The organism is Sorangium sp. So ce394 (assembly GCF_051474665.1).
In the GTDB taxonomy this organism is placed as follows: domain Bacteria; phylum Myxococcota_A; class Polyangia; order Polyangiales; family Polyangiaceae; genus Sorangium; species Sorangium cellulosum_D.
In genome coordinates, this window is sequence record NZ_CP150339.1 from 10714487 (window position 1) to 10726821 (window position 12335).

At 72.3% G+C, this 12335-nt stretch carries 6 protein-coding genes; 2 read left to right on the forward strand and 4 right to left on the reverse strand.

What is annotated here, in order from left to right; translation table 11 throughout:
• Positions 1 to 19: 19 nt before the first annotated feature.
• Positions 20 to 3886, reverse strand: a complete 3867-nt coding sequence (locus tag WMF33_RS39585) for a protein kinase domain-containing protein (protein ID WP_437333457.1) — start codon at positions 3884 to 3886, stop codon at positions 20 to 22.
• The gene (locus WMF33_RS39590; RefSeq protein ID WP_437333458.1) at positions 3883 to 5640 is read right to left on the reverse strand and encodes a sigma-54-dependent transcriptional regulator; all 1758 of its coding nucleotides are present in this window, start codon (positions 5638 to 5640) and stop codon (positions 3883 to 3885) included. Before WMF33_RS39590 ends, WMF33_RS39585 begins: the two co-directional genes overlap by 4 nt.
• A gap of 378 nt (positions 5641 to 6018) precedes the next feature.
• On the opposite strand from WMF33_RS39590, the gene WMF33_RS39595 reads away from it, so the two are divergent.
• Complete coding sequence (locus WMF33_RS39595; protein ID WP_437333459.1) at positions 6019 to 7191, forward strand: SUMF1/EgtB/PvdO family nonheme iron enzyme; 1173 nt, start codon at positions 6019 to 6021, stop codon at positions 7189 to 7191.
• 45 nt (positions 7192 to 7236) lie between these two features.
• Here the strand turns inward: WMF33_RS39595 and WMF33_RS39600 are convergent, their stop codons facing one another.
• Positions 7237 to 10176, reverse strand: a complete 2940-nt coding sequence (locus tag WMF33_RS39600; RefSeq protein WP_437339564.1) for an nSTAND1 domain-containing NTPase — start codon at positions 10174 to 10176, stop codon at positions 7237 to 7239.
• 735 nt (positions 10177 to 10911) lie between these two features.
• Here WMF33_RS39600 and WMF33_RS39605 point away from each other — a divergent pair.
• Positions 10912 to 11652, forward strand: coding sequence for a hypothetical protein (locus WMF33_RS39605; protein ID WP_437333460.1), 741 nt, complete (start codon positions 10912 to 10914; stop codon positions 11650 to 11652).
• Between the two features lie 122 nt (positions 11653 to 11774).
• Here WMF33_RS39605 and WMF33_RS39610 read toward each other — a convergent pair whose 3' ends face one another.
• Complete coding sequence (locus WMF33_RS39610) at positions 11775 to 12215, reverse strand: hypothetical protein (RefSeq protein ID WP_437333461.1); 441 nt, start codon at positions 12213 to 12215, stop codon at positions 11775 to 11777.
• Positions 12216 to 12335 lie beyond the last annotated feature (120 nt).

The following is a 12335-nucleotide window of genomic DNA, read 5'->3' on the forward strand; positions in this document are numbered from 1 at the left end:
CGCCGGCTGATTGCCCCCCTCAGCCCCGCCCGAGCCACTGTCGCGCGAGCGCCCGCGTCTGCGCGTGCTCGGGGACGCGCTCGAGGAAGCTCTCCCGCCACCGCGGATCCTGGAACTTGCTCGCACGGGCCGTCAGCGCGTCCGCCGCCGTCGCGACCGCCTTCTCCGCCTCTTCCCGATGCGCCGCCGCGGCGAGCGCCTCCGCATAGACCAGGCGGATCAACGACTCCCCCTCCTCCACACCGCCGAGCGAATCCAGCGCAGCTTGCGCCTCGCGCGCCCGTTCGAGCGCCTCGTCCGGCCGTCCCGATTCGAGCAGCGCCCGCGCCAGCAGCGCCACCGCCGCGGCGCGCAACGGCGGCGCTACCTCGAGGACCTCCACCGCGGCGCGCGCGTGGCGCTCGGCCTCCTCGCAATCGCCGCTCAGGAGCGCGATCTCGGCGAGATAGGCGAGGGAGCTGCCGATGAATCGAGGTATGTTCATCCGGCGCGTGGCCTCGAGCGCGGCTCGCTCCACCTCATGGGCCTCGGTGAGCTTGCCGGCGCGGGCGAGCACGAGGCCGAGGTTGCTCTGGATGGTCGCCTCGAGCTCGTGGAGCTCCATCTCCTCCGACGCCGCGAGCGCCGCGCGGAGGAGCGCCTCTGCACCGGCGAAGTCCCCGATCTCATAATGGAAATGAGCGAGGTTCGCGCGCGTCGCGCAAGCATTCCGACGGTCGCCGACCTGCTCGAATGCAGCCAGCACATCGCCGAAGCTCCGCAGCGACCTCTCCGGGTCCGCCGCGGACGCGGACTGAAAGGCGCGCACCTGGTGGTACACCGCAAGCGCGTCCTGATCCAGCCCGTGAACGCCGTCGAACGCTCGCTCCACGGCCGCGAGCAGCGCATCGGCAGGCGCGTACTCTCCGTGAAACACCATCGTGCACGCACACGCGCTCAGGCACATCGTCCTGGCCCCGAGCGCTTCTGCTCCGATCGCCGCATCCCGCGCCGTCGCGCTGAGCTGCATCACCTGCCCGAGAGCGCTCTGCTTCTGGTACGCCATCGCGACGTGGTACAGCGCCATGTACCAAGGGGCGCTCCCCTCCTCGATCAGCCTCGCCGCCTCCGTCCCCCGCGCCTCCGCGAGCGGGAGCTCTCCCCGCCACACATGCGCCTCCGCCTGCACCAGCCGCAGCGCGCCCACCGTCTCGCTGGACGGCGCGCACGCGATCCCCCGCTCGGCCCGCTCGATCGCCGCCTCGAGGTCATGACCGCGGAGCGACTGCTGCGCCGCCCGCACATAGGCCGCCGCCGCCCGCAGCGGCTCCGCGCCGCGCTCGAAATGCCCCGCGAGCACCATCGGGTCCGCGTCCCCGGTCCGCTCCAGCCAGTTGCCGGCGAGCCCGTGCCCGGTCCGCCGATCCTGCTCCGTCAGCATTTGATATGCCGCCTCCTGCACGAGCGCATGGCGGAACCGATACTCGACGTCCTCCGCGCGCTGCTCGCTCCAGCCCCGCACGAGGAACTCGCGTTGCTCGAGATCGTCGAGCCGCACGGCCACCGCCGCCGCGCCGACCAGCGCCTCGACGCCGCGTCGCCGGAACGCCTGCCCGAAGATGCTGGCCGCGCGCAGGAGCTGCCGCGCGCTCGGATGCAGCGCCTCGATCCGCGCCTGCACCACCACGAGCACCGTCTCCGGAAGCGCAGACCCCGCGCCGCCCATCGCCGCCCGGATGAGCTCCTCCAGGAAGAACGCATTGCCCTCGGCGCGCTCGACCAGCCGGGCCACCAGCTCGTCGTCCGCCCCGCTCCCCAGCGCCTGCCGTACGAGGCGCTCGCTGGCCCGCCGTCCTAGCGGCGTGAGGCAGATCTCTTGCCGCAGGTGGCCCTCCCAGAGCCTCGGAAACAGGTCGTGCACCTCCGGGCGCGCGAGCGCGAGCACCAGGAGCGGCTGGTCGCCGAGGCGGTGCAGCGCCGCCTCGATCAGCGTCACCGTCGGCAAATCTCCCCAGTGCAGATCCTCGAGCACGAGGACGACCGGCTGCGCCGCGCACTCCGCGCGCAGGTACGCCTCCAGGGCGGCCCGGAGCTGGTCGGCCATCAGCATCGGGTTGCGCCGCGCGGCGCGGAGCTGGACGTCGTCCTCGTCGGGGAACGGGGCGCCGACGATCTCGCCGAGAAAGGCGGCGACCCGCGGCGCCTCGAGGTCCGGGTGACGCGAGACGCGCGCGAGCACCTTCTCGCGCCGCTGCGCGAGCGGCTCGCCCTCGACGATGCCAAAGCCGCTCCGGAGCGCGCCCGATAGCAACGCGAAGGCCGAGCCGGCGCTCATCGGATCGGCCAGCCCGACCCAGATCGCCGGAGGCGCCTCGGCGCTCCGCGCCCTGCGCAACAGCTCGCGCCGCAGGCGCGATTTGCCCATCCCCGGGGCGCCCGTCACGAGCACCGCTGCCGCTGCCCGCTCCTCGACGCAGCGCCAGAGCTCGGCGAGGAGCGTGGAGAGCTCGCGATCCCGCCCAACGAAGTCCGTCGCACTTCCAGGAAGGCCGGCGGCTGGCCTGTCGCTCCGCTTGACGCCGCGGAGCACGCGCCCCGCAGCCTCCTGTTGGAGCTGGAACCGCGGCTCCAGGAAGGGCGCGACCATGTCGTCGACGAGGATCTCCCCCGCCGCCCCGCGCTCGCGGCTGGTCGAGAGGCGCGTGACGGCCCGCTCGATCAGCTCGCCCGTGTGCAGGGGCGCCCCGACGTCGGAGCGACCCAGAACGACGGCCATCGGGGCATCGCCGATCACCTTCGCCATGGCGAGCGCGCAATGCGCCGCGCGCGCGGCCAGGTCCGTCGGCGCGGCAGCGCCCGAAAACGAGGCGAGGAGCCACCGCTCCTGCAGACGATCGAGCCTCCCCCCGTGGTCCTCCGCGATCTCGCGCAGCGCGCGGTGGCGGCCGGCCCTCTCGTCCTCCGGCCCGGCGGACGCGGGCGCGTCGTCCGCGAGGACGAGGCAGAGGAGCCTCCTCTCGCCGGTCGTGATCCTCTGGTCTGCAGGCGGCTGCGACGAGCGCGGCCCGCTCCAAGCGAGCGCCCCTCCCTCGGCCTCCCTGATCCAGTCGGCCACGGCCTCGGCGTCCGCTGGCCGGCGGTCCGGCTCCTTGGCGAGCATCCCCGCGACGAGCTCCTCCAGCCACGCAGGCACGGACGCGCAGAGCTCGCCGAGCGGCGGAGGGTCCTCCAGGACGACCTTCATGAGCAGCGAGAGCGGGTCGTTCGCGACGAAGGCCGGCCTGCCCGCGATGCATTCGAAGGCCACGCACCCGAGCGCGAAGACGTCGGCCCGCGCGTCGATAGGCTCCTGGGCGCGCGCCTGCTCTGGCGCCATGTAGCCGGGCGTGCCCAGGATGGCCCCCGGCTGCGTGAGCCCCCTCTGCAGCCCGGAGATCCGCGCGATTCCGAAGTCGAGCAGCGTGACGCGCTCGATCGCGCCGTCCACGAGCATCATGTTGCTCGGCTTGATGTCCCGATGGACGACCCCGAGCCGATGGATCGCGCCGAGCGTCGCCGCGGCTCGCGCGAGGAGGACCACGGTCTCGGAGACCGTCAGCGGCCGCCGCTCCAGCCGCTGGGCGAGGGTCTCCCCGGCGAGCCATTGCATGGCGAGATAAGGCCTGCCCCTGTCCGTCGCGCCATGCGCGACGTACCGCACGATGCCGGGGACCTGAAGGGCCTCGAGCGCCCGCGCCTCGTGCTCGAAGCGCGCGCTGTCCGCGAGGTCCGAGCCGATCAGCACCTTGACCGCGACAGGCTCGCCGGACTGCGCGTCACGCGCGCGGAAGACCTGTCCCATGCCGCCGGCGCCGACACGGCGCTCGATGTCGAAGCGGCCGTCGATGACGTCTCCCGGGCGCGTCACGCCGGCTCCTCCGGCGTGTCGAGCAACGCGGCGAGGTCCTCGTCGACCTTGCCGCCGACGAGGCTCACGAACTCGCGCACGCGCTCGATCTCGCGCTTGTAGGCCCGATGATGGTTGCGGCTCTTCACGAGCGGATGCTGCCCGAGCAGCGAGAACGCCGCGTCGCGGCCGCCGCGGCGCGCGACCGCGGCGGCGAGCACGAGACCCCGGATGGCCTCGCTCATCTCGAGTGTGAGCGGCGGGCTCTCGCCGCCTTCGCGGCGCTCTGCCTCCCCGACGAACACCTTCGCGGCGCGCCAGAGCTGGTCGATCAACGCGACGTCCTCCGCGCCAGCGTCGTAGTCGAGCGCGCGCTCGAGGTGGTGCCGCGCCAGCACCAGATCGCCGCCCGCGCCACGGCGATCCGAGAGGGCGAGCGCATAGGCCCGGCGCACGATGTTGTCGAGCTGGCGCAGGTTGCCCGGCCATGACGTCTTCGACAAGAGCTCCAAGCCTTCACGCTCGATCCACGCCGCGCCACGGCCTCCGGACTCCCCATGCCTGCGTGCGAGCATGTACTCGGCCCACAGCGGGAGCTCGTCCAGGCGCTCCGAGAGCGCGGGCAGCCGCACAGGCAGCACGTTGATGCGGTAATACAGATCCTCGCGGAACTTCCCTGCGCGCACGCACGCGCGCAGGTCGGCGTTGGTCCCGATGATGAACCGCACGTCCGCCCGCCGTGCGCCTCCTTCGTCGCCGAGCGGCCGATAACGCCGCTCCTCGAGCACGCGCAGGAGGCCCGCCTGGGCCTTGAGCGAGAGCTTGTCGATCTCGTCGATGAAGAGCGTGCCGTTCGCCGCGCGCGCGATGGTTCCGGCGGAGTCTCTCGTCGCGCCGGTGAAGGCGCCCCGCTTCCAGCCGAAGAGCTCGGCCATCTGCAGGTCCTCGGGCACGCTCAGCAGGTCGAGCGTCTCGAAGCATTTCCCTTTGCGCGACGATTGCTCGTGACACCAGCGAGCGAGCCGCGATTTTCCTGCGCCCGTGGGACCGCTGATGAGCACGGTCTCGTCCTGCGCGGCGAAGACCCGCACGAGCTCGATCAAGCCGGCGGTGGCGCGTCCGATGACGGGCAGGAGCTCGTCCGTGGTGACCTTCGGGACGGCGCGCGGCGGCAGGGCGCCGAGGTGCGGCGCCGCGATGCTGGCCAGGAGATCGAGCACGTCACGGCAACCATCCCAGACCGCCGCTCGCTCGATCGCGCCCTTGCACCTGGCCTCGAGCGTGATCATGCCGCTCACGCTCCCGCCGGGAGCGCACAGGGGGACGACGTGCACATGCGTGACGTCGCGCCCCAGCATATGGTTGCGAGTCTCTAATCCGATAACACCCTGCGTCTCCGGCGGCTCGCGATCCAGGGCAGCGCCCTCGGGCGAATAGGTGCTCAGCACGCCGAGCTGCACGCCGATGGAGACCGCACAACGATGCTGGTTGATCCAGCGCCAGACGTTCGCGGACGTGACGTACCCCGTGTCCTCGAGCGCTGCGCCCGTGGGATGCTCGATACCGAAGAGGCGCTGGTAGCCGTCATCGGGCCGGAGATGGACCGTCGCGCGAAGAAGGCGAGGGCTCTTCAAGGCGGGGTTCTTGGTGAGCGCCGTCGAGGCGCAATCGAGCATGGTCTTGAGCGCGGCGGTCGCGGCGTCCTCGAAGGAGATCGCCGCCCTCAGGCGGGTCACGAGCGTCGCGAGCGGGGCCAAGGCAGCGTCGTCAGACATGAGGAGATCCTAGCCGAAAGGAGAGAAGGTGCGGCGGGCCGTACGGAGCTGGGCCGGGGCCGTACGAAGCTCGGCCGAGGCCCCGCAGAGCTCGGCCGAGGCCGCGCAGAGCTCGGTGGCGGTGGATCCGGCAGGGGCGCAACGGGATCGGGCGCGAACCATGTGCCTGATGGAATCGTGGCCTCCAGCCATCCTCCCCAGGGGGCGCCAGCACGGCGGCTCGGCGTCCACGACGCCGGACGGAGAACGCATCGCAGAGCACCCTTCCAGAGGCCCGTGGGTCCCCGCCCCGGGGCGTGGGCCGACGCCGCCCGCGGCGTCGATCCGAGGGCGCGATGGCTGGTTCCCCCCGCCGCGATCTCGACTATGACGCCGGCCATGCGACGCCTCCTGCTCTCCCTCCCCGCCCTGACGCTCGCCGCCGCCTGCTCCGGCGCTCCCCCTGAGCCCGCCCAGACGCCCGCCGCCCCGCGCGCGCACGACGATCGCCCGCCCGCGGCCGCTCCGTCCCCGGCCGGGCCCGCGGCCGCGACGCCGCCGGCCTCCGAGCCCGGCGCGCCTTCTGCCGAGCCCGGGACGGCCGGCGGGGAGACTGCCGCCGCGGAGGAGCAGGCGTGCCCGGCCGACATGAAGCTCGTCGAGGGCGAGTATTGTTCCGAGGTCGAGCACAGCTGCCTCCGCAGCTGGTACGACAAGTCGAACAAGAAGACGATCTGCGAGGAGTTCGCCCCCACCCCCGGCCGCTGCGTCGGCGACAAGACGAAGAAGCGCTATTGCATCGACACGTACGAGTGGCCGAACAAGAAGGGGGAGCGGCCCGAGGTGATGAACCGGTTCCACCAGGCGCAGGTCAAGTGTGCCGCGGTCGGCAAGCGCCTCTGCACCGAGTCGGAGTGGACGCTCGCCTGCGAGGGCCCGGAGATGAAGCCGTTTCCTTACGGGTACTCGCGCGACGCGACCAAGTGCAACGGCGACCACCTCTGGGACGACCCCGACATGAAGAAGGTGGCGAAGCGCGACCCGGGCGAGCTGGCGCGCCTGTGGAAAGGGGTGCGGAGCGGGTCGCAGGCGCAATGCATCAGCGATTATGGCGTCGCCGATCTGCCCGCGAACACCGATGAGGTCGTGGCGAGCGAGACGACCGGCGGCTGGCGCGGCAAGTTCGACAGCGTCCACACCGGCGGCCCCTGGTACAAGGGCGTGCGCAACCAGTGCCGGCCGAAGATCTACACGCACGACGAGGGGTTCTATTATTACTTCCTGAGCTTCCGCTGCTGCGCCGAGCCCGACGGCAAGACCACCGACCCGCGGACGCCGCGCCAGATCCAGGAGGGGTGGAACATGGACCGGGTCGAGCGGCTCGCGCAGTTCACGGTCGAGCAGATGCGCGGCAAGCTCGAGCTCAAGCAGCAGGGCAAGTGCGAGTGCAAAGCGACGGATATCCTGTGCAAGACGATGTGCGGGACGCTGCTCGGGCCCAATGCGGTGGACGCGACGCCGGGCGGCGGCGCGCCGGCGGCGGCGACGGGGGGGAGCGGCGAGAAGCGGTGAGGAGCGCCGCCGAGCAATCCTTGGCGGGATCTCTGAGGCACGGGCCTAGTCCAAGCTCTCCCCGATCCTCCCCACGCTCCGCTCGATGAGCAGCTCCTGCTCGCGCTGGCTCCGCAGCGCCTCCTCGGACGCCGTCCTGGCCTTTTGTTCCTCCCGGGTGGCCTTGAGCTCGGCCTGCCGCGCCTCCGCCTCGGACCTCCGCGCCTCATCCCGCGCGGCCTGCGCCTGACCGGCCGCCACGCGGGCCCGCTCGGCCTCGGCCTCCGCGCGATCCCGGGCCTCCTCGGCGTCCTGCTGCAGCTGCTCGGCCCGCCTCCGCTGCGCGTCGCTCTCCTGCCGCGCGGCCTCGCTCTCCTGCCGCGCCCGCTCCGCCGCGCCCCGGGCGGCCTCCGCGCTCGCGAGCGCGCCCTTCAGCGTGTGCTCGGTGCGCTGGATCTCGTGGAACTGCGCCGTGATGACCCGGTTCTGACCGGTCACCTTCACGATCCCGGCCCCCGCCGCGACGATCAGGAGCGACAGCGCCGCCATGATCCCGGACACGAGGCGGCGCCTCCCGCGTTGCTGCTGATCGGCGAACCGGAGCACCTCCTCCAGATAGAGCCGCTCCCGCTCGGGCAGCTCCCCCCGGTAGCGCTTATGAAACTGGCGCGCGTCGTCGGCGACCTTGCCGCGCCAGAGCGTGTCCGCGGCGCGATCGCTCGACTCCCAGAGCCTCGCCGCCGCGCGCAGGCGGTCGAGGAACACCGCGTCTTCCTGGTTCTCATCGAGCCAGCGCTTGAGCGTCGGCCACCGCTCGATGAGCGACTCGTGCACGAGCTCCACCGTGGTGCCCGCGCGGTCGCTCCCCGTCTCGAGCGCCAGGAGCCGCGCGTCGGCGAGCAGCCCCACCACCCGCTCGATCTCGCCTCGATCCCCCGGCAGCTCGCACAGCTCCCCCAGGCTGGCGACGGCCCGCGTCCGCTCCGGCGTCACCAGGCGCTCCAGGACCGCCCGCGCGAGCTTCGCCCGGCGCTCGCTCATCGCGGCCAGCACCGTGTCGGCGTGGCTCGCCAGCGCGCCCGCCACGCCGCCGAGCGCCTCGTAGCTTTCGCGCGTGAGCAGCCGGCGCCCCCGATCGCGCATCTCCCACAGCCTCGCCGCGGTGAACTGGAGGAGCGGCAGCGCGCCGCGCGTGCTCTCCAGCGCGTCGAGGAGGCCCTCGACCATCGCCGGATCCTCGATCTCGTGCCGCGCCGCCTCCACCGGCTTCATCAGGGCCTCACGCAGCCCCTCGCGCCCCATCGGCCGGAGGAACACGAGGCCGCGGATCATCGCCGTCATGAAATGCTCGTGCTCGGCCATCCGCTCGAGGAAGTCCGATCGCACCGACAGGACGACCCGGAGCGGCGAGGAGGCGTCGTCGGCGACCCCCTCGAGGCACGCGAGGAACGACTCGCGCTCTCCGGCCGGGGCGCCGAGCGTGAAGAGCTCCTCGAACTGATCGATGAACAGGAGCAGGCGTCGCTGCGTGCTGGCCGACCACGCGCGCAGCGCGGCGCCGAGGAGGCCAGGCTCGGCGCGCAGCCGCTCGCCGAAGCCCGCGCCCGTCGCCGCGCCGCCCTGCGCGGCGAGCGCGCGCGAGGCGGCGCTCAGCGTCACCCCGGGGTGGCTGAAGAGGTGCGCCAGCGCGGCCATGGGCTCGCGCCCGGGCCGCAGGACGAGCGCCTCCCAGCCCTCCCCGGAGCGCTTGAGCGCCGGGATCACCCCCGCCCTCACGAGCGACGATTTCCCCACGCCGGACGCCCCCGCCAGCGCGAGCAGCGGCTGGCTCCGGAGGCGCGCGACCACGGCGGCGAGCACCTGCGCGCGGCCGAAGAAGCGGTCCGCGTCGGCCTCCTGGAACGCCGACAGGCCCGCGAACGGGCTCTCGTCGGCGGCGAGGTGGACCTCCCGGCGCCCGGGCAGGAGGGGCAGCAGCGCGGCCAGGAGCTCCTCGGCCGAGGCGAACCGCTCGGCCTTTCGCTTGCGCAGGCAGCGATCGATGATCGCGCCGAGCGGGCCGAGCTCCGGGTGGCGCGCGCTGACCTCGGGCATCGGATCTTCGGCGACCGGGACCCTGAGGAGGCTCGCCATGCTGACCGGCGCGAGCGGGTGCGCGCCGAGCACGAGCTCGTGGAGCATGATGCCCACCGCCCAGATATCGCTCGACTGGTCGATATCCATTCCTCGCCACTGCTCGGGAGACATATAAGGCAGTGTGCCGATGACCGCTCCTTCGCCCGTCAGCCGCGCATCGCGGGCGACGGCGCTGGTAACAGAGCGCTCGACCGCGACCGCGAGGCGCGTCTCGTCCTCGCGCAGCCTGGCGATCCCGAAATCGACCACCTTGATCGCCCCCGACGCCTCGAGCATGATGTTCTCGGGCTTGAGATCGCGATGGACGATGCCGGACGCGTGCGCGCGCGAGAGCGCGCTCACGACCGGGACCATCAGCTCCACGGCGAGGCTGGGCGGCACCGGCGCCGTCGACGTCTCCTCCCCGGCGTCCGCGGGCCTGCGCTGCCTCATCCAGGCGCCGAGGCTCTGCCCGTCGATGTACTCGAGCACCATGTACGGGTATCCGTCGTGCTCGTTCACCTCGTGGATCGTCACGATATGCTCGTGCTTGCAGCGCGCGGTCGCCTGCGCTTCGTTCAGAAAGCGCAACACGCCGTTGCTGTTCAGCTTCGTGAGGAGCTTGATCGCGACGAGGCGCGCGAGCCTTATGTCTCGCGCGAGGAAGACCACGCCCATGCCGCCCCGGCCGAGCTCGCGCAAGATCTCGTAATGCCCGATGCGGGCGCCGGCCGAGAGCAGCGGGTCGAGTTGCCGAGGCGACGAGGACGGCGGAGCGCCCGCGCTCGCCGTCCCGCCGGCCTTCGCCGCGCGAGCGCCCGCCGGCGCGACGGCCGCCTCCGCCGCGAAGCCGGCCCGCGCGGGCGCAGCGGGCGCCGCGCCGACGAACATCGTGCTTGTGTAGCCTGCGTCCTCGAGCCCTCCGGTGCGCAGCGGAAAGCTCCCCGCATGATGGTGCTCGCCCGCGCCGGACGATCGAGCGCCCTTCGGCCCAAGGATGATCAGCTCGGTGGACATCTTCCCCCCTGCGCATAAAACAACGCCGTCACTGAAACGGCGGTTACCACGGCGAGAGCTGCGAGCGCGGTCACGATAGCATAGGCGCTCAATGCATGCGTGCATCCTCAAATCTGATACGACCTCGCTTCACAGGAGGACATGCGAGGGCGTACCCTCGGGAGCGCGGCATGCTCGCCGGCCCGGTGAGCCGGGGTGAAGGCTCGATGGATCACCCCGGGCGACCCGCGAAGCAAAACGACCCACACGCGACCCATGCACGTCCCCCTCCCAGCAGCGAAGCTCTCATCATCGATCGCTCTCGTGGCCTTGTGCTCCTTCTGCGCCGCGCCTGCGCGGGCCCAAGGGACGACGAGCTCAGGGACGGGCTCAGGGACGGGCTCAGGGACGGGCCCAGGGTCGGCGGGCCCGCCGCCAGGGTCGCTGTCGCCGCATCCGCCTTCTCTCTCGCCGCATCCCCCGTCGCCGCCGCTGCCGCCGCCGGCGGCGGTGGAGACGTCTTCGCCCCGTGCGTCGCGGCCGCCGCGGCCATGGCACCAGGGCATCTCCGACGATCGAAAGCAGCGGGCGCACGAGCTATTCACGGAGGCGCGGGCGCTGCACCGGCGCATGATGTTCGCCGAGGCGCGGGTCAAATACGAAGAGGCGCTGGCCGCCTGGGAGCATCCCGAGCTCCGGCTCTATCTCGCGCGGGTGTTGAAGAGCCTCGGTCTGCCGCTCGTGGCCTATGAGAACCTGCGGCTCGCCCTGCGGTGGGGGCCCGGCACGCTCGCGCCCGAGACGGAGCAGGAGGCGCGCGCGGCGATGCGCGCGCTCATGGAGCACGAGCTCGCCGCCATCGAGATCCGCTGCGATGAGCCGGGCGCTGCCGTGCTGCTCGACGACAAGCCCTGGTTCGTCGGCCCCGGCGCCGAGCGCCGGATGGTCACGCCCGGAGAGCACGTCGTCATGGTGAGGAGGGACGGCTACTCCACGGTCGTCAAGCCCATCCTCGTCATCGCCGGCAAAGAGGCTTCCGGCCAGCTCGCGCGGCGCGTCGAAACCGTCATCGGCCAGCCGCGGTGGCCCGCGTGGGTCCCCTGGACCATGCTCGGGGCAGGCGCAGCCCTGGGCGTCGCGGGTGGCGGGCTGATGTGGAGCGACGCGGCACACAAGGGCGACCAGGCCAGCGGCGACCTGGCGATCGGCGCCTTCGTCGCCGGCGGAGCGACGATGATCACGGGGACGGTCCTGCTCCTCATGAACAGGCCACAGGTCTACCGCGTCCACGATCGGGGCGAGGTGGAGATCGAGCTGCGGCCCATCGCGTCGCTCGGCCCTGCGGGGCTGTCGGCCCGGCTCGTGTTCTGACCCGGCCAAGGACGCCAAGAAGAGGACGATATCTTGGCGCCTTGGAGGTCGATGTCTCGCTCGACGTCGATCGGCGCCGCGCCGAGGCGGTGGACCGTCGTGGCAGCCACCGCCACCCGCGTTCACCTCACGACCTCGCCCGTCTTCAGATCCAGCTTCAGCTCCCGCACCACCTCCGGCTCGGCGCAGACGATCTGCGGCGTCGAGCCCTGCACATCGGTCTTGATCCGCGCCTCTAGCTCCTTCGCGAGATCCCAGCTCGGCACGAACGCGGCGAAGAAGCGCTGCCCCATGTCGCGCGTCACGACGAAGCGCGCCGGAGAGAACTCCGTGCGTCCTTTGAGCGCCTTTCGCGTCAGCGGGAAGTCGTAGTCGTCCGGCGCCGTCTTGCTGAACGTATAGAGCACCACGAGGTTCTGCGGGCACGTCGGCCCGCCGGGCTCGGGGAAGGGCCGGCTCGGCTTGGGCTTCGGCGGCGGCCCCTTCTGGAGCTGGATGGTCCCCGGCGCCGCGCCCGCGGCCTCGCTGCCGCCGTGCTTCAGGATCGCCCCCCCGGCCGTCACCCACACCGCCCCGTCGCTCGCGCGTCGCCGACAGCCGCCGCGCCGTCACCGCCACGGCGCTCCGCACGAGCGCCTCGTCCCGCGATCCTGCGAACCCGTGGCCGCGCCGCAGCCCCGGCC